The following is an 18582-nucleotide window of genomic DNA, read 5'->3' on the forward strand; positions in this document are numbered from 1 at the left end:
GATAAGATTAGGTATCTGGCGACATCAACTTATCGTTGCCATCGATACGAGTTACAAGCAATTGGTCGACCTTGTAGGCGTCGATATCCACCACTTCAAACTTGTAGCCAGCATAGTTAACAAAGTCGGTGCGCTTGGGGATCTTACGCAGCATGTACATCATAAAGCCAGCAATGGTTTCGTAGTTTTGATTATGGGGGAATTCCTCAATATCGAAGGCACGCATTACGTCGGTAATCGGCGTCACCCCATCCACTAACCAAGAATTGCCATCACGGGCAATAATTTGCTCTTCGCTCTCGTGTAGCGACCAGGCCCCCATCACCGCGCGCTGCAGATCGTTGGTGGTGACAATCCCCACAACCAGAGCATATTCGTTCATCACCACCGCGAAATCGGCGCGGCTATTTTTGAAGTATTCCATCGCCTCAGACAGGCTTAAGGTATCGGGAATAATCAGCGAGGTATGCACAAGACTGTTGTCTTTTAAGGTAATTTTTTCACCGTTGATCACACGGATCAGCAGTTCCTTCGCATCCACAAACCCTTTGACCATATCCAATTGGCCATCGCAGACCAAAAACTTAGTATGGGGATCTTCGGCAATCTTACGCTTGATATCCTCCTCGCTGTCTTGCAACAGGAAATACACTAAGCTTTCGCGGGCCGTCATGGCGGACGTTACCGAAACGGTTTGCATTTCAAACACATTTTCGATCATTTGTTGCTCGCCCTTGTCGAGCACCCCAGCTTCAGCCCCCGCGTTCATGACCGCATAAATATCATCTGGGGTGATTTCATCGTTACGCACGGTAGGGATCTGCAGCAACTTGAAGATACCGCTAGCCATGCCATTGAAAAACCACACCAATGGACGCAGGATCGCGATGCAGAAACTCATTGGCCCAACAACCACTAGCGCAACCGATTCAGGCATCGCCATCGCAATTCGCTTAGGCATTAAATCGGCGACCAAAATAAAGGCACTGGTTACCACAAAGAAAGACAGGAAGAAGCTCAGCTGGCTCAGCCAAGGGTCGCTCAACCACGCACTTAAAAACTGGTAAAAATAGGGACGAAACGCCGATTCACCCACAATACCGCCCATGATGGCAACGGCATTCAGGCCAATTTGCACCACAGTAAAAAAGCTACCGGGCTGGGCTTGGAGTTGCAGCACTTTTTCGGCGCGGCTATCGCCTTCATCGGCTAATTGACGTAAACGGATTTTGCGTGATGCGGCCAAAGCGATTTCTGACATGGAAAAGAAACAACTTGCGCCAATTAAGCACAATATAATCATCACGTTATCTAAGAGACTCATGTAACACCTTTTGTTTCACACTAGACTTACTTGTACCAACCCGCGCAGTGATTTTCGCGAGTCAGTTGGATTTGGCCCCGTAAAGCGGCACAAGCCTGTGGCGATAAAAGAACCCTGCTGCCGCTAAGCCCTTTGCTACACTTTAAAAAAATCGCCACTGCGCTTAAAAAGTATGATGCGTTTATTATATCCGCTAATCGCCTTGTTATGCGTGATTCTGCTCTCGCCTGCTGCCCATGGCGCAGACGAGCTTTCCCCATTAAGGTTACGCTTTTGTGTCGAAGAGACTGAATATCCACCGTTTAATTATTTTATTCGGCAAGATGGCATTAAGACTTCCACGCTTAGCGGCTACGATATCGACCTGCTAGAACGCACCTTTAAACCCATTGGAATTGATTATGAAGTGCAGGCTTTGCCTTGGTTACGCTGTTTGAAGGACGTTCAAAATGGCAGCATAGATGCCGCAATGAGCGCATCGCTCAACCGACAAAGGGCGACTGATTATATCCCATCTATTGCTTATTATTACCTCACCCCCAGTTATTTTTATTTGAAAGCAGAACTAGACCCGCAATTTCATATAAATGATATCAATCAGTTGGCTGATTTTGGCACGGTTTGCGGCATTAAAGGCTTCAATTACGACAACTTTGGCTGGCGCAAAGAAACGCCCATCAGCGAAATCAATTCCTTGCAACATCTCCCTGAAATGTTGTTGAAACACAGATGCAAATTCTTTCTAGCACGTAAGGAAATTTTAGCTGGCAGCCTCGCTTTAACCCTGTCGGGCGTACTGCCTAAGACGCTCACCTCTAAGGTGTCACCCAATACGCAGCAGGAGCCTTTTTATATGCTGATCTCAAAACGTTCAGCCAATAAAGACTTGATTGCGCGTGAATTTAATCGGCAGGTGCAAGCGATGCGAGACAGCCATCAACTCGAAGCCCTGTACCAATTTCATATCCAAAAGCTTACTCACGGGGACGATAAGGGCAGTGATTCGCTTTAGGGCCGATTTGCGGATGATTGCGGCAAGTTTCGGGACGTTGATGATAAATGGTGCAGCGACGGGTTTTACTGTCGAGGTACAGGCAATCATCGTTCGCCATGCGGGCCAAGGTAAAAATGGCGGTTTTGTGGTTGAAGTTGTCGATGATGCGCGCTTTTTGCAGACGTTTAGCGATGGCCTTGAGATCGCCCTCGGCTTCAAACTCGTCTACTAAGGCCATGCGCACTAAGTCACTCACAGTGACTTCAACGGGTAGCGTACAGCAGGTTGCATGGCAGCTATCACACAAGCCTTTGCGATATTTTTGCCAAGTGGACAAATCATCGATATTGAAAATCGACACTGCACTTGCCGTATTTTTGCCCCGTTTTGACACGCCAGAACCTAGAGTTAGAAATTAAAGGGCGGCAATTATAGCAGGCCAAAAGCAGAAATAAATCGGCGCCGCGCCGTGCTCAAGACAAGCTGTGGTGCCGTGCCTCTATTAACAGTCACTTATGGTTCGAATCAATCACCACGGTATTGCGCCCCTGATCTTTAGCGCGATACAGACAAATATCGGTACGGCGCAGCACCTCCGACAACGTTAAGCCATCCTGGCTCTCCTTAGGAAAATACACCCCACCAATACTCAGGGTGATCTTGCCCTTTGGGGAGCTTTTATGGGGGATCTCCAAGGCGGCCACTTGGTAGCAGAGCTGGTTGGCTATCGCCTCTAATTGGATGGGTGAAATCTGTTGCAGAACAATCGCGAACTCCTCACCACCAATACGGGCAAGCAAACTCTCCTGCGGCAAAATACCACACAGAGTTAACGCCTGCGCCACTCGCTTAAGCGCCGCATCGCCCTCGAGGTGGCCGTAGGTATCGTTGTAACTCTTAAAGTAATCGACATCCAACATGAGCAGGCCGAAGGGAGTGTCTTGCTGGAGCAAGGTTTCTAGGGTTTGAGTGAAGGGGCGACGGTTGCTTAATCCGGTTAATTCATCGGTGTCGGCCATCACCCGCAGCTGAGCATTCACCGACACTAAAGCCTGTTGCAGGCTGAGCATCTGTCGCTCTTTTTCCTCACGCAGTAATAATTCGTTCAGTGCCGCGGCAAATTGCGTCAGCATTACCTTCTTTTGCACGCTCCAGTTTAATGGACGACTGACCATAGAAAGCGAGAGCAATCCCAAGAGTTGATTGCTATTTTTAATCGCATAGGCGGCAATGGAACAGATGCCGACCGAGCACAAGGCTTGATATTCCTTTGGTGATTCATCCGCCAGTTCAGCAACCGACTCAATGACTAAGGTCGACTCTGAGGTAAATTTCTGTGCCAGCACAGCCACACTGTCGATAGAAATATCTTGGATCTTGCCCGCCTGCGACTCGCAGCTCCAAAAACTCCGATAACGGGCGTGCTGCTCGGTAAATTCAATAATGCTCACCCGTTCAACATCAAATAGGCAACCAATGCGGCCACAGACTTCGGCTAAGGACTCATCTAATCGGGTGGTGTCTGTCGTTAAAAATTGCAACGACATCTCGGCTAGCAGCTGGTTTGCCTTGGATTGCCAATTGAGTTCTTGAGTCCGCTCATCGACCAGCTTCGCCAACTGGTTTTGCTGTTGTTGCAGCGCCCGTTGCTGGCGTTTATTGATGGCCAAATCGTTGCGGATCCGTTGATACATGGCCTGTAGCGATTGGGCGACATGGCCAATCTCATCGGGGCTTTGCATCACACTCATGGGCACATTGAGCTTAGGGAGGGAGTGCAGGTTAATTTGGTTGGCAAACCGCTCTAGCGCCGAGAGGCGATTGGTGACTAACAAGCGCACCAAAGAGAGGATCAAGTAAATCATCAGCAGCGTTTTCAGCCCGTTGCCTAATACTATGATGATCAATTGCTGCCACAACTCGTAATAGAGCGTGTCCGTATCTAAACCGACCGTCAGCATGCCAATCTGCTGATCTTGATAGTTAATGGGATAGTGAAACAGGGTTTGCCGACGATTATCCAAATGAATCGACTTACCCAATTGCATAGCAACGCCGTCGATACTCTCTAAATTAACGCTCGCCACCATGGGCATCATCCCAAGGCCAGACAGCAAATCAGATAACAGACTATGGTCAACATCCCACAGCGACTTAGCCACACTGGGTAAGATAGATTCGGAGTATTCACGAATATCCGCCGTGGTTTTATCTATGCTCTCCTGATAGTTCCATATCAACTGTACCAACATAGTCAGGACAGCAAAAAACGAACTCACCCCAATAATTGTGAGCGTCATTCTGTGACTGATGGAATGATTACGATGCTTCATGGATACCTATTTATGATTGTGGCAACTTATCCAAAATCTGTGTCTTAAAAATCCCCGCCCAATCCCTAGCGACTAACAGCCGATAAAACTCCGAATCCGGATTAAGGACACTAAAAAGTTGTATGTCCGCATAGGGATAATATTGCGAAGTTGCTTGATAACGCTTCAGCTGTACTAATCCCAAAGCGCCCGCTAAAAAGTGCCCGCCGCCCAATGTAGTGACTTGCTGTGATTGGCGAAGCTGTAAAATCTCTGCGGAGGTATTCACTGAACTCACCAACACATCACGCCCGGGCTGAAGTCCTTTTTCCCGCAAGGCTTTTAGTACCCCAATAGCCATATTATCGCTGGCCGTCCAAATCAGATTTAAATCTGGATAGCGGGAAAGCAAAGTTAAGGTTTGCCCATAGGCAATATCTTGGCTCCACTGGCCATAGACGGTTTGAGTCACAGTGGCATTGTGCTGCATAAAAAAGTAGTCATTGGCGCCTTGGGTGCGCAGTACTGAGGCGGGTGTCGACTTATCTCCCGAAATTAATAAAACCTTCGCGTTTTCATCCTTTAAACCACTTAATAGGGTTTTGGCCGTTTCGGCACCAATCGCGTAATTATCGGGAATAATGGCTGGTAATAAATAGGTTTGCCAATGTGGATCCGCTAATAAGGTTTCTCGCTCGGCCACTGAAATATCATTCAATATCAGCTGCACATATATGGGATAGTGGTAGAGCAACTGCAACATTTTTATTGCTGACTGCTTCTCATTTACCAAAATAATATGACTAGGGATGGATGAGGTAGAGCTTAATAATACCTCTAATTGGTTAATCATTTTAAAATGATTACGGTCTGAATGGGTTATTTGTAAATTAATATCGAGTTGAGTGGCAGCCACTTGCATTAATTTATCGACATCACCCCAAAAGCTATCCGTTGCGGCGCCAGGGTTAAAAAAAGCCACTTCTAATTTGGCCCATGCAGGCGATGTGGAACACAGCAGGCCTATAAATAAACAACTCAAATACCATAGACGCAAAGGCGAGTTCTCCTCGACGGTGTTTCCCCAAATGTGTTCCGTCACTGGAGGTCACTTTATTATTTCGATTCACAACCTTGTTACCGCATAATTACCAAAGCATGTCGCTGGTAATCAATTATTTGATTAAACCACAAAATAATAAAAAGTGAACTTGGTAACTAAGAATATTTATTTTTGCCTAAGTTCAGCGCAAACAATTATAGGATATTCATTTTAATTTTAATAAGATAACTTAAATGTTAACGGCTAAGTTCATTCTTTTGCTGTAACGCCTCTCCGCCAGTTAACCCATCGCCATTTATCCTTTGGCCAGCGCCAAGCCCAAGATTGCCTTACGCTTATACTCTGTTAGTATATGTATAAATTCACAGTGATTGAGCGCTAACGACTTGCAGCAATTGGATCTTGTTCCGATCACCGACCTCAAAGGCGTCGCCAAAAGGGTGGCGGAAAAACTCGCAAAGCTCGGCATCACAACAGTACAAGATCTGCTGTTTCACTTACCCCTGCGCTACGAAGACCGCACCCAAATTTATCCTATTGCCGCCTTAATGCCGGGAAATTACGGCACCATTGAAGCCGAAATCCAGTCGACGCAAATCATTCAAGGCCGTAAACGCATGCTGGTGTGCAATGTGCGGGATAATACCGGCAGCATGAGCCTGCGTTTTTTTAACTTTTCGATAGCGCAACGCAATGCAATGCAAAATGGCTTAATGATCCGCGCCTACGGTGAAATTCGCCGTGGTAATCATCAGGCAGAAATTGTCCATCCCGAGTATAAAATTGTGTATCCCGGTGAAGACATTCATTTAAGCGATACCCTTACGCCGATTTATCCCACTACCGAAGGACTCAAGCAGGCGAGTTGGATCAAGCTCACCGAGCAAGCCCTCGAATTATTAGAAGACGGGGGTTTGACCGAGTTATTACCCGCCAATTTGCAGCCCAACAGCATGAGCTTGAAACAGGCACTGCAAACCCTGCATCGCCCCCACGCGGGAATATCACAATTTGACTTAGAGCTCGGTCAGCATCCTGCGCAGCAACGGCTAGTGCAGGAAGAGCTGCTCGCCCATAACCTCAGCATGCTCCGACTCAGGCAGCGCAGCAATCTCGACGCCGCCGTAACCATGCACGCCAGCGGCCAACTATTGAATCCCTTTCTCGCCTCATTGCCCTTTAAACCGACGGGCGCCCAGCAACGGGTCGTCGCCGAGATAGGTAAAGATTTAGAGCAACCGCACCCCATGATGCGCTTAGTTCAAGGTGATGTGGGTTCTGGTAAAACCTTAGTCGCCGCCCTCGCCGCCCTGCAGGCCATCGAAAATGGTTACCAAGTGGCCATGATGGCGCCTACCGAATTACTCGCCGAGCAGCATGCGGCAAACTTTGCCGCCTGGTTTGAACCTCTTGGATTAAAAGTGGGTTGGCTGGCAGGCAAGCTTAAAGGCAAGGCGCGGGCGCAATCCTTAGCCGATATTGAATCGGGCGCGGCGCAAATAGTGATTGGTACCCACGCCATCTTCCAGCAACAGGTAACCTTTAACAAACTAGCCTTGATCATCATTGACGAGCAGCACAGGTTCGGGGTTCACCAACGGATGGGACTCAGGGAAAAAGGCATTAACCAAGGCTTTCATCCACACCAGTTAATTATGACGGCAACGCCCATCCCACGAACCTTAGCCATGACAGCCTACGCCGATTTGGACACCTCGATTATCGATGAGTTGCCGCCCGGCCGCACGCCCGTGACCACTGTCGCCATTCCCGATTCGCGTCGCAATGAAGTGCTCGAGCGCGTCCGCAACAGCGTAGTCACTGATAAACGCCAAGCCTATTGGGTCTGTACTCTGATTGAAGAATCCGAAGTTCTCGAGTGTCAAGCGGCGGAAGATACCGCCGAAGAGCTGCGCCAAGCGCTGCCGGAACTGAGCATAGGTTTAGTCCATGGTCGGATGAAAAGTGCTGAAAAGCAACAGATTATGGCCGATTTCAAGGCGGGAAGCATACATCTCTTGGTGGCAACCACAGTGATTGAAGTCGGCGTCGACGTCCCCAACTCCAGCTTGATGATTATCGAAAACCCCGAGCGACTGGGCCTTGCACAGTTGCACCAGCTGCGGGGCCGCGTAGGGCGCGGTGCCGTGGCGAGCCATTGTGTGTTACTCTACAAGGCGCCATTGAGCCAAACCGCGAGCCAGCGGTTAAATGTGCTCAGGCAAAGTAATGATGGTTTTGTGATTGCACAGAAAGACTTAGAGATCCGTGGGCCGGGCGAAGTACTGGGCACTAAGCAAACGGGACTGGCCGAGCTGAAAATCGCCGACCTTGTCCGCGATCAGGCGCTTATCCCACATATCCAAAAACTGGCGAGCCATGTGATGTCACAGGCCCCAGAATCGGTCGATGCCATTATTCATCGCTGGCTTGGACACAGGCAACAATACGTTCAGGCCTAAACCTTAAGCTAACCCCTTCAAGGTAAAATAAATTCAGCCTGTTCAGCTCACCGCTATGGACAAGCGCGTGGAAACTTGCACAATGAACCTGCCACCGACAACTCGTTGGCACTTGCACTTTAAATGTTAGCTGCATGTATTCACCCCGTTACCTTGACACTTAAGCGAAGGATGTAAAATGCAAGTTAATCAAGATGATAGAATTACACCTCAAGAAACCTCTTCAAGCAGTAATCGCTTTGCTTTGATTGCGATTGTGCTCGTCGTGCTGCTCTCTGCAGGAGGTTATTATTACTACACGAAAGATGACTCACCCAAGCTCATCCCCAATGCGCCGATAGTGCTGCCTGAGCCGCCTTCATCTGAACCTATGACGCTCGAGACAGGCACTGAGCCTGAAACTGCGCCGGTAGAAAATGAAACACCAGCAGTGACCACGCCTGAAACCGACACCGTCGTCACGCCAACCGAGCCTGCGATGCCTGAAGAAGTCGTTCCTAGCCTGCCCGAGAGCGATGCCTTTGTGCATCAAAAAGCGCTAGCGATCATCAATAACAACGTGGTCGGTTCCTCTTTAGTGAACCAAGATTTGGCCCGTCAGTTTGTGGTGTTTGTGGACAACTTGGCCCAAGGCGATCTCGCCCGCAAAGTCAGCCCAGTCAAAGGCCCAGAAAAGCTGTTCACTGTGTCTGAAATCACTAGCAAAGTGTATTTAAATCCAGAGAGTTACCACAGATACGATGCCTACGCGACTGTACTTGCCAGCATGGATGAAGCAAGCTTAATGCACACTTACAAACAGCTCACACCGCTGTTTGATGAGGCCTTTGCCGAGTTAGGTTACAGCAACGCCAAGTTCAATGACCGAATGCTGCAAGCCATTAAGATCATGCTTGCCGCCCCTATAATCGAAGAGCCTATCGAGCTGAGTTCAATCAGCGTGAACTACCGCTTTGTGGATCCTAATTTAGAGGCCTTGCCGAGCGCGCAAAAACTGATGATCCGCATGGGTCCTGAAAACACCCGTAAAGTCAAAGCGGCGCTGCGTAAATTGGAAAACCAACTCGCCCAATAATGCTCCAAGCTTGTCTAAAAAGGCGCCTAGTGCGCCTTTTTTGTATCTTAAAAATACTACCTATAGACTTGTTCAACTCAGGTTCAGTCCAAGGTTTTATCCTCTATCCTCCCAATACCTCAGCTGCAACGAATGTTACTCTTGGGTGATAAATTCGAACTTGATTGCATTTTGTTAACCATCACAATGCAAATGGCTTCATTAAAACTAAGGACTTAGTGTAGAATAAGCCACTTAATAAACGGGGGAATTGTGCTCGTCAATCCAGCGAGAAAATAGCGATAAGCCAATCAATTCATTAAAATTTTCGCTTAGTTAGGGATAACTAAGACAGCTTTAAATAGTGTCGAGGCAAAGTAGTGCAACTCAGATTCAGCATCCTTTCTTGGGGCGCATGGGCGCCAAAGTATCCACAGCGTGATGACTGGCAAACTTGGTGCAAGCACTCGGCTGACACAAGCAAAGAAAATGACCTAGAGGGGATTTCCCCTGCACTTTCCCAAGTCCCCGCCATGCAGCGCAGACGTTTTAGCCGTTTAACCAAGATGATGCTGGATGTCAGCTTCCAATGTGAGGCCGCGCCTAACTGTCGCTCGATATTTGCTTCTCGCCACGGCGAGCTACACCGCACCATTGGCCTGCTCGAAGATATTATTGAAAAACAACCGCTTTCCCCCTTAGGTTTTAGTCAGTCGGTGCATAACACTGGCAGTGGTATTTTTGGCATTTTAGCCAATAACACCGCCCCTTCGACCTCGATTGCCGCGGGCACAGAAACCCTTTCCCAAGCCATGGTAGAAGCGTTCGCCCAGCTGCACCAATCGCCCGAGCCACTGTTGTTGGTGTTTGGCGACGATCCCGTCCCACCAGTCTATGATGAATTTACTCAAGAGTTTGAGTTGCCCTTAGCCCTGGGATTGACCCTAGCGCCCGCGGATGAGAGTGCGACCGTCACCCTCACCCTAAGCCAACTGACAGCCGAGCAGCAACAAAACGCCACGCCGCTATCCTATGGCATGTTGGTCCACGCGCTAGCAACCTCACAGGATATTGACGGCTGCTTGTCACACTGGCACTGGAGCCTAACGCATGCCTAATCCAGTGCCACACAATGCCGAATTTAATGTCGCCTATACGCTGCCCGAAAAACGCCGAGCGGGAATCAACTATATCCCCCGTTGGCTCGGCGGCGTCAGTTGCTACATCGCCTTTGGTCTCGGTGGACTGTTAAGCTCGTTAACCATCTTGCCTCTGCTGCGTTTTTGGCCGGGCACGCCCGAGGCGCGGATTATCCGCGTGCAAAAAGCCGTGCACACTATGTTTAAAGGCTTTGTGGCCATGTTGACTTGGGCAGGAGTTATCCGAGTAAGCACCCATAATGCCGAGCTGCTGCAAAATGCCAAGGGCGTGATAGTGATTGCCAATCACCCGAGTCTGATCGATGTGGTGGTATTAATCAGCTTGATGCCCAATGCAGGCTGTATCGTTAAACAGGGCCTGTGGCGCAATCCCTTCTTACGTGGCGTCGTCTCCTGCGCGGGATACATTCCCAATCGCGGCGCCGAACTCATGCTCGAAGATTGCCGAGAAGTACTCGCCCGCGGCACGAATCTGATTATCTTTCCCGAAGGCACACGCACCGTATTTGGTGCAAGCATTAACGAATTTGCCCGCGGTGCTGCCAATATTGCTATTCGCACCCAAGCCGATATTTTACCTGTGGTTTTGCGCACTAATGTGCGTGGTTTGACAAAGGAACAACCTTGGTATGAGATCCCAAGGCAAACCATGGGAATGGCCGTCGAAATCGGCAACACAATTTCTCACCAAGGCTACCAAGCCCCTTTGGGGGAGCATGCGAAAATGGCTCGGCAATTAACCCGAGACCTTGAACAATACTATCAACAACAACTCGAAAATAATTATGACTTTACATAACGAAATTAAACAGTTGATCATCGACTGCCTCGACTTAGAAGACGTCAGTATTGATGATATCGACACAGATGCACCGCTATTTGGTGAAGGACTTGGACTCGACTCGATCGATGCGCTCGAGCTGGGTTTAGCCATCAAGAAAAAATTTGATGTGAAAATCGAAGCCAACTCGGATAGCACTAAGGCGCATTTTTACAGCGTCGCCAGCCTAGCTAACTTCATCGAATCACAACGTCCGTAGGAGAGGAAGATGCAAAACCGCGAACAAATCCTCGCTATGTTGACCACGATTTTGGTGGATGAGTTTGAAATTGATGCCGATGCGATTACGCCAGAGGCGAATCTCTATCAAGAGTTAGATCTGGATAGCATCGATGCCGTCGACTTAGTGATTAAGCTACAGCAACTCACCGGCAAGAAAATTCAGCCCGACGAGTTTAAATCTGTGCGCACAGTCAACGATGTCGTTAACGCCATTGAAGGCCTAGTTAAAGACTAATGCGTGTCCTGCTACAAGTACTAACCGCACTCGCGCTGATTGCTTATCCAGTCGCCGTGTATTTAGGACTGAATTATCTGCCAGCAGGCACCATAGCCCTAGTGCTATGCCTCTTGTTGGTAGTGCGTTTAATGCTGCAAAAGCAAAAGGTTAAAACCTTAGTATTGCCTTTGCTTGTGGGGATTGCGCTCACTGCGGGCAGTTTTGTCGCCAAACGCAGCGACTGGCTCTTGTATTACCCCGTGGTGATAAACCTCACCATGTTAGCCCTGTTTAGCTACTCGCTATACCAAGGCCCGAGCATGATTGAACGGCTCGCACGGCTCAAAGAGCCCGACTTGCCGGATGAAGCCATAGGTTATCTTAAAAAAGTTACCCTACTTTGGTGTGGCTTATTTATCCTAAACGGCACTGTGGCGGCCTATACCGCCGCGTTTACCAGCCTAGCAACTTGGACCTTGTATAACGGTTTGATTGCATACGTACTCATGGGACTGCTCCTCGGTGGGGAATGGTTATATCGCAGCTTTTGGTTGAAGAAGACATGACACAACTACTCAAAAACTGGTTAACCCAAGGGCCATTCGCCCAACAACTGATCAGCTTTAATCACCATGACATAGTCACAGGTGCCCTGTTTACCAATCAGGTTGCGCATTTTTACGAGCAGCTGCGCCAAGCGCCTGAACAAAAATGGTTACTGGCGAGTGATACCAGCGATCTGTTTGCCGTGGGTTTATGTGCCGCACTCTTGGCGGGCAAGGAAATTATTCTGCCGCCCAACACCCAAACTGGCACCTTGAGTGAACTGACCCATCAGTTTGAAGGCATATTGTCAGACAAACCGCTGTGCGAGAGTCACGCCTTTATCCTGCTGAATAAAGAGCTGAGCCTGCCCACCAAACCTTGGCCAGAGAGCGACAACTTCGGTGAACTAGTGCTCTTTACCTCGGGCAGCAGTGGTGAGCCCAAGGCGATTCGCAAGAGCCTAAGGCAGCTCGATGCCGAAGTGACAGTGCTCGAGCACACCTTCGCCGAGCATTTGCCCCATTGCAGTGTGGTCTCGACCGTTTCCCATCAACATATCTACGGCTTGTTGTTTAAAATCCTCTGGCCCTTAGCCGCCAGTCGCCCTTTTTTAAGCGAGCAGATCGAATACCCAGAGACCTTAAGCTACTACACCGCCTTGTTGCCGAATCTGTGCCTCATCAGTAGCCCAGCGCAATTATCCCGTTTGCCTAAGGCACTAGAGCACGAACGCCAACTGCGATCACCTAGCTTAGTCTTTAGCTCCGGCGGGCCGTTAAGTTTCACCGCCGCCCAAGGGGTTGCCCAGTGCTATGGCCATTTACCCATAGAGATATTCGGCAGCACCGAAACTGGCGGTATCGCCTATCGTCGCCAACACGAGGCCGACGAACCATGGCAAGTGTTTGAACAAATTACCATAGACCAAGACGCTGACGATGGCGCCCTGCTGCTGAAGTCACCCTACTTGGCCGACGATCAATGGTTACGTTGCGAAGATAAAATCGAGCCGACGGCCAATGGCCAATTCAGGCTCAAGGGAAGACTCGATCGCATCGTTAAGATTGAAGAAAAACGTCTTTCACTGGCGCAAATGGAGACCTTGCTCTGTAGCCATGCCTATGTCGAGCAGGCTGCCTTGGTCGTATTGCCCCAGTTTAAATCCCAGTTAGGGGCGGTGATCACCCTGTCGCCATTAGGCAGAAGTGTGCACCAAGAGCAGGGAAAACTGAGTATCAACAACGCGTTAAAAGCGCATCTACTGACTCAGTTCGAGCGCGTGACTTTACCGCGCCGCTGGCGTTACCCCGAAACCTTACCGTTAAACACTCAGGGCAAGCGCGTCGTCGCCCAGCTAGTTGAGTTATTTGACCATGATTAAGTCGAGTTTACCGCCGATCCTCGCATCAGAGATCGGCCCAGAGAGTATTGAACTGCGCCTCTTTGTCGCCGCCGATCTCGAATATTTTAACGGCCATTTTCCCGAGCAAGCCGTGCTCCCCGGCGTGACCCAACTCGATTGGGCCGTACGCTTAGGTTGCGAACATTTTGGGTACAACGCTGCGGTGGCTAATTTAGAAGTACTAAAGTTTCAACAACTTATTCTGCCAGGGCAGGAAGTCACCTTAGCCATTAGTCATAATGCCGCCAAAGAGAAGTTAACCTTTGCCTACAGCGATGGCGACCACCGCTATGCCTCCGGGCGTATCAGCTTTGCTAGTCAGCAAGATGATGGAGCATCCCTGTGAGCGACGGTATGAGCGACACCATGTTAGTTCCGCCGAGTGATTTAATGGGCACGGCGCCAATCAAGCTGGCGCTGGTGATCCCCAATTACAATCATAGCGCCGCGATCGCCCAGACCTTGGTCGAGCTAGCCGCCCTCAATCTGCCCTGCTATTTGATAGACGATGGCAGCAACGATGAGACCCGTTATCTGCTGCAATCCTTGGCGGAGCAACACGATTGGGTGACCCTGCTACAACACCCCTACAACCGTGGTAAAGGTGCAGCTGTGATGACAGGGCTTCGCCGTGCGTATCGCGATGGCTTTACCCATGTGCTACAGGTCGATGCCGATGGCCAGCATAATTTGAGCGATATTCCCGCCATGCTCGCCAAGGCACAGGCCAAGCCGGATGCGCTGATTTCGGGCAAGCCAGAGTACGACGAGTCCGTCCCCAAGGGGCGACTCTATGGCCGTTACCTCACCCACTTTTGGGTATGGGTCGAAACCTTAAGCTTTGATATTCAAGATTCGATGTGCGGATTTAGGGTGTATCCCTTAGCCGCCACCGAGCGCCTATTGAGCCAGCACGCCCTCACGGAGCGGATGGATTTTGATATCGAAATCCTAGTCAAACTCTACTGGCAAGGGGTGGAAATTCTGTTTCACCCCACTAAAGTCATTTATCCCGAAAACGGCGTCAGCCACTTTCAAGGCGTGGCCGATAATGTGCGCATCACTAAGCTGCACACCCGATTATTTTTCGGCATGTTAAAACGCCTGCCACAACTGCTGCGCCGTAAACAGAAGGCTCAATCTCCCCAGGCCGATAAAGCCTCAACCCATTGGTCGGGGATGAAGGAGCGCGGCAGTTACTGGGGCATAAAACTGTTGGTCGAAAGCTACCGTTTCGGCGGCCATTGGCTGTGCCGCGCCATTATGTATCCGGTGATTTGCTATTTCTTCCTGACGGGCAAAGTCAGCCGCGAGGCCTCGTTGGATTTTCTGCGCCGCGTGCAACGCCTCGAGCCGCAACATCCCCAATTGAATCAGCCCGTTGGCTGGCGCGATAGCCTGAACCACTTTCTCGCCTTTGGTAATGCCGCACTCGATAGAATCGATGCCTGGTGCGACCGCATTCAATTAAGCCAAGTGGATTTTCCCGACCGCCAAGTGCTGGCCGATCAGCTAGAAAGCGGCAAAGGCGCGGTGTTATTGGTTTCTCACTTGGGCAATCTCGAACTGTGCCGCGCGATTTCAATCCACCAGCGTAAGGTCAAAGTGAATGTCATGGTGTTAACTAGCCATGCCGAAAACTTTAATAATGTACTTAAGCAATTAAACCCCGATAGCACGCTGAATTTGATCCAAGTGACCGAGCTTAACCCCGCCACCTCTATGCTGCTGCAGCAAAAGATTGAAGACGGTGAGTTAGTGGTAATTGCTGGCGATAGAACCTCATCCCACTCCCAAGGACGCGTGGTATACGCGCCATTTATGGGTGAAGAGGCAGCCTTCCCGCAGGGGCCATTTATTCTAGCCGGCCTCTTGGATTGCCCTGTGTATCTGATGTTCTGCCTGCGCGAACAAGGGCGATATCGCGTGCATTTAGAGCACTTTAGCAACAGCCTCAAGGGCCCGCGTGCAGGGCGAATGGAAAGACTACAACAGGCGGTGCATAACTACAGCGAGCGCCTCGAACACTACGCAAGGCGTGAGCCTTTGCAGTGGTTTAACTTTTTTGATTTTTGGCGGGACGATAGCAAGGTCAACCGCGCGACACCCGCCCCACAAACGACTGCAGCACTCCCAGAGCAGGAGCGCACTACAGACAGGACAGAGCATTTATGAGCCACGCAGTTACTCACACGACAACCGCTGAGTTGCCAATCGAATTTGGCCGTCAGTTACTCACATTAGAGCAAGTCGTCGCCGTTGCTAAGGGTGCTAAAGTCAAACTCAATGATGATGCCGATTACCAAGCGTATATCCAAAAGGGCGCCCGCTTTATCGACAGCCTGCTGCACGAAGAAGGTGTGGTATACGGCGTTACCACCGGCTATGGCGACTCTTGCACTGTCAACGTGAGTCTCGACTTAGTCCATGAGTTGCCACTGCACTTATCCCGCTTCCATGGCTGTGGCCTCGGCGAAATCTTAAGCGTGATGCAGGCGCGCGCCGTGATGGCTTGCCGTTTAAACTCCCTCGCCATCGGTAAATCCGGCGTGACCTATGAGCTATTAAAGCGCATCGAAACCTTACTAAATCTCAATATAGTGCCAGTGATCCCAGAGGAAGGTTCGGTTGGTGCCAGCGGTGACTTAACGCCATTGTCTTATCTCGCCGCCGTGCTAGTTGGCGAGCGCGAAGTGATTTATAACGGCGAGCGCAGAGCCACCCAAGAGGTTTACCGCGAGCTGAACATCACGCCCCATGTGCTGCGCCCCAAGGAGGGTTTAGCCCTGATGAATGGCACGGCGGTGATGACGGCATTAGCCTGTTTAGCCTTTGATCGTGCACAATATTTAGCGCGTTTAGCCAGCCGCATAACCGCCATGGCGTCGTTAACCCTCAAAGGTAACTCGAACCATTTCGACGATATTCTGTTTGCCGCCAAACCCCATCCGGGACAAAACCAAATCGCGACTTGGATCAGGGAAGATTTGAACCACCATGTTCACCCCCGCAATTCAGATCGTCTGCAGGACAGATATTCCATCCGCTGCGCGCCGCACATCATTGGCGTATTGCAGGATGCGCTGCCCTTTATGCGCCAATTTATCGAAACCGAAGTTAACAGCGCCAACGATAACCCCATAGTCGATGGTGAAGGCGAGCATATTCTCCACGGCGGCCATTTCTACGGCGGACACATTGCCTTTGCGATGGATTCCTTGAAAAACACTGTCGCCAACATCGCCGATCTCATCGACCGCCAAATGGCATTAGTGATGGACCCTAAGTTTAACAACGGTTTACCCGCTAACCTTTCGGGTTCAACTGGGCCACGCCGCGCCATCAACCATGGCTTTAAGGCGGTGCAAATCGGCGTTTCGGCCTGGACGGCAGAGGCGCTCAAGCACACTATGCCCGCGAGTGTTTTCTCTCGCTCAACCGAATGCCATAACCAAGATAAAGTCAGCATGGGCACTATCGCCGCCCGTGACTGTATGCGCGTATTGCAACTAACAGAGCAAGTCGCCGCCGCAGCCCTACTCGCCATGACTCAAGGCATTGGCCTGCGTATAAAACAAAACGAGTTAGACGAAAGCTCACTGACCCCTTCGCTGGCGACCACGCTCGCCCAAGTGCGCGCCGATTTTGAGCCATTAGTCGAAGACAGACCGCTCGAAGCCGTGCTGCGCCAAACCGTTGCGAAAATCCAAGCGGGCGAATGGGAAGTGTGCCGATGAAAGCCTTGCTCAGCATAGAAATGGACATGCAGATCCCCTTCCACGATGTGGATTCGATGGGGATCACTTGGCATGGTAATTACCTGCGTTATTTCGAGATTGCCCGCTGCAAATTACTCGACGAGTTAGGCTACAACTATCGCCAAATGCAGGCCTCGAACTATGCTTGGCCGATTATTGATTTGCAGATCAAATACGTTAAGGCCAGCACCTTCGAGCAAAACATTACCGTGCGCGCCGAGTTGGTCGAGTGGGAAAATCGTCTAAAAATCAATTATCAAATCCGTGATACGGCAACCGGTGAGCGTATTACCAAGGGCTATACCATTCAGGCTGCGGTGGATATGACGAGCCAAGAAATGTGCTTTGTGACGCCAGAGATATTCCGCAGCAAAATCGCCCCGCTGCTTGCAAAGGCGGATAGCGAATGATTGCCTTCCTCGCACGAGCTAAGTGGTGGCAAGGGTTCTGCCAAAGCCTACTCTTAAGCTGCACACTGCTGTTTGGCTCGGTACAGGCGCAGAGCCTCACCGATTCGAACCTCACAAGTTCGAGCCAATATCAAACGCTATTTGCCCAAGGCGCAGATAACGCTGCATTGCTCGCCCTTAGCCAAAAGCTCAATCTTGGCGAGACGGTTCGCGGCCACTTTGTGCAATCGCGTCAGCTTAAAGTGCTGAAAAAGCCCCTCGTGAGCCAAGGCCAGTTTGTATTCGACAAGGTACAAGGGCTGATCTGGCAACAACTTAGCCCCTTTGAGTCCTTGCTGATTTTAAAAGATAAGCAACTGATCCAAAAAGATAGCCAAGGGCGAGTGCAAATCAGCCAAGCCGATGCTTCGGCAAGCGCGGCGGCCATGGGGGATTTGCTACCGAGTCTAGTGAATGCCATGCTGGGCGGCGATATTTCGGGTTTAAGTGCAAACTTCGAACTGCACTTTTTAGCCCAAGAACCCTTAGCGCAAGACAAGTCGCCACAAGACAACTCAAGTTCAGGCGGCGCAAACTGGCAGTTGGGATTAACCCCAAAAGATCCGCTGATGAAGAAGGCCATCGCCCACATGGTGCTCGAAGGCAGTGATACTTTACACGCCTTAGTGCTACTCAGCGCCAATCCAAGTGTGAGTCCGCAGGATATCACCCGTATCGATTTTAGCGAGCTGCGCCAAGGTCCACTGAGTGAGGCTGAGTTAGCCCAATATGCCATCAGCCAGACGATTCCTAAAGACGCGGGTTCAAGGGAGTAAGG

Annotated in this window: 18 protein-coding genes; 14 read left to right on the top strand and 4 right to left on the bottom strand. The window is 50.2% G+C overall.

The window, feature by feature from the left end; translation table 11 throughout:
- Window positions 1–7 precede the first annotated feature (7 nt).
- Window positions 8–1324: a hemolysin family protein gene (locus tag CF168_RS19090; RefSeq protein WP_011715583.1), complete on the bottom strand. Its 1317-nt coding sequence runs from the start codon at window positions 1322–1324 to the stop codon at window positions 8–10.
- A 172-nt stretch (window positions 1325–1496) separates the two neighbouring features.
- Here CF168_RS19090 and CF168_RS19095 point away from each other — a divergent pair, with 172 nt between their 5' ends.
- On the top strand, window positions 1497–2336 hold the full coding sequence (locus CF168_RS19095; RefSeq protein WP_089068664.1) for a substrate-binding periplasmic protein: 840 nt from the start codon (window positions 1497–1499) through the stop codon (window positions 2334–2336).
- Here CF168_RS19095 and CF168_RS19100 read toward each other — a convergent pair.
- The 3 genes from CF168_RS19100 to CF168_RS19110 all read right to left on the bottom strand — a co-directional run bounded on the left by CF168_RS19100 (window position 2299) and on the right by CF168_RS19110 (window position 5687).
- Window positions 2299–2712, bottom strand: coding sequence for a YkgJ family cysteine cluster protein (locus CF168_RS19100; RefSeq protein WP_011621163.1), 414 nt, complete (start codon window positions 2710–2712; stop codon window positions 2299–2301). The genes CF168_RS19095 and CF168_RS19100 overlap by 38 nt on opposite strands.
- Before the next feature lie 115 nt (window positions 2713–2827).
- On the bottom strand, window positions 2828–4651 hold the full coding sequence (locus tag CF168_RS19105; protein ID WP_206191648.1) for a sensor domain-containing diguanylate cyclase: 1824 nt from the start codon (window positions 4649–4651) through the stop codon (window positions 2828–2830).
- A gap of 10 nt (window positions 4652–4661) precedes the next feature.
- Entirely contained in the window at window positions 4662–5687 is a 1026-nt protein-coding gene (locus CF168_RS19110; RefSeq protein WP_089068665.1) for an ABC transporter substrate-binding protein, read from the bottom strand.
- A gap of 392 nt (window positions 5688–6079) precedes the next feature.
- On the opposite strand from CF168_RS19110, the gene recG reads away from it, so the two are divergent.
- From recG to CF168_RS19175, 13 genes are all read left to right on the top strand, one after another.
- A complete protein-coding gene (gene recG / locus CF168_RS19115) occupies window positions 6080–8155 on the top strand; it encodes an ATP-dependent DNA helicase RecG (protein WP_089068666.1) in 2076 nt (691 codons plus the stop codon).
- A 178-nt stretch (window positions 8156–8333) separates the two neighbouring features.
- Window positions 8334–9230, top strand: coding sequence for a DUF3014 domain-containing protein (locus CF168_RS19120; RefSeq protein ID WP_089068667.1), 897 nt, complete (start codon window positions 8334–8336; stop codon window positions 9228–9230).
- A 359-nt stretch (window positions 9231–9589) separates the two neighbouring features.
- Complete coding sequence (locus tag CF168_RS19125; RefSeq protein WP_089068668.1) at window positions 9590–10327, top strand: beta-ketoacyl synthase chain length factor; 738 nt, start codon at window positions 9590–9592, stop codon at window positions 10325–10327.
- Window positions 10320–11168: a lysophospholipid acyltransferase family protein gene (locus tag CF168_RS19130; protein WP_089068669.1), complete on the top strand. Its 849-nt coding sequence runs from the start codon at window positions 10320–10322 to the stop codon at window positions 11166–11168. The genes CF168_RS19125 and CF168_RS19130 overlap by 8 nt, the downstream gene beginning before the upstream one ends.
- On the top strand, window positions 11155–11409 hold the full coding sequence (locus tag CF168_RS19135) for a phosphopantetheine-binding protein (RefSeq protein WP_011621156.1): 255 nt from the start codon (window positions 11155–11157) through the stop codon (window positions 11407–11409). The genes CF168_RS19130 and CF168_RS19135 overlap by 14 nt, the downstream gene beginning before the upstream one ends.
- Window positions 11410–11418: 9 nt before the next feature.
- A complete protein-coding gene (locus CF168_RS19140) occupies window positions 11419–11667 on the top strand; it encodes an acyl carrier protein (protein WP_011621155.1) in 249 nt (82 codons plus the stop codon).
- Complete coding sequence (locus CF168_RS19145) at window positions 11667–12215, top strand: hypothetical protein (protein ID WP_011627439.1); 549 nt, start codon at window positions 11667–11669, stop codon at window positions 12213–12215. Before CF168_RS19140 ends, CF168_RS19145 begins: the two co-directional genes overlap by 1 nt.
- Entirely contained in the window at window positions 12212–13576 is a 1365-nt protein-coding gene (locus CF168_RS19150; RefSeq protein ID WP_089068670.1) for an AMP-binding protein, read from the top strand. The genes CF168_RS19145 and CF168_RS19150 overlap by 4 nt, the downstream gene beginning before the upstream one ends.
- Window positions 13569–13943 (top strand): thioester dehydrase, encoded by a 375-nt coding sequence (locus CF168_RS19155; protein ID WP_011621152.1) that lies wholly within the window; start codon window positions 13569–13571, stop codon window positions 13941–13943. Before CF168_RS19150 ends, CF168_RS19155 begins: the two co-directional genes overlap by 8 nt.
- A gap of 20 nt (window positions 13944–13963) precedes the next feature.
- Window positions 13964–15772 (top strand): glycosyltransferase family 2 protein, encoded by a 1809-nt coding sequence (locus tag CF168_RS19160; protein WP_167373720.1) that lies wholly within the window; start codon window positions 13964–13966, stop codon window positions 15770–15772.
- Complete coding sequence (locus CF168_RS19165) at window positions 15769–17334, top strand: HAL/PAL/TAL family ammonia-lyase (protein ID WP_089068671.1); 1566 nt, start codon at window positions 15769–15771, stop codon at window positions 17332–17334. Before CF168_RS19160 ends, CF168_RS19165 begins: the two co-directional genes overlap by 4 nt.
- The gene (locus tag CF168_RS19170) at window positions 17331–17765 is read left to right on the top strand and encodes an acyl-CoA thioesterase (protein WP_011621149.1); all 435 of its coding nucleotides are present in this window, start codon (window positions 17331–17333) and stop codon (window positions 17763–17765) included. Before CF168_RS19165 ends, CF168_RS19170 begins: the two co-directional genes overlap by 4 nt.
- Window positions 17762–18580 (top strand): outer membrane lipoprotein carrier protein LolA, encoded by an 819-nt coding sequence (locus CF168_RS19175; RefSeq protein WP_089068672.1) that lies wholly within the window; start codon window positions 17762–17764, stop codon window positions 18578–18580. Before CF168_RS19170 ends, CF168_RS19175 begins: the two co-directional genes overlap by 4 nt.
- Window positions 18581–18582 lie beyond the last annotated feature (2 nt).

The organism is Shewanella bicestrii (genome assembly GCF_002216875.1).
Classification (GTDB): Bacteria; Pseudomonadota; Gammaproteobacteria; order Enterobacterales; family Shewanellaceae; genus Shewanella; species Shewanella seohaensis.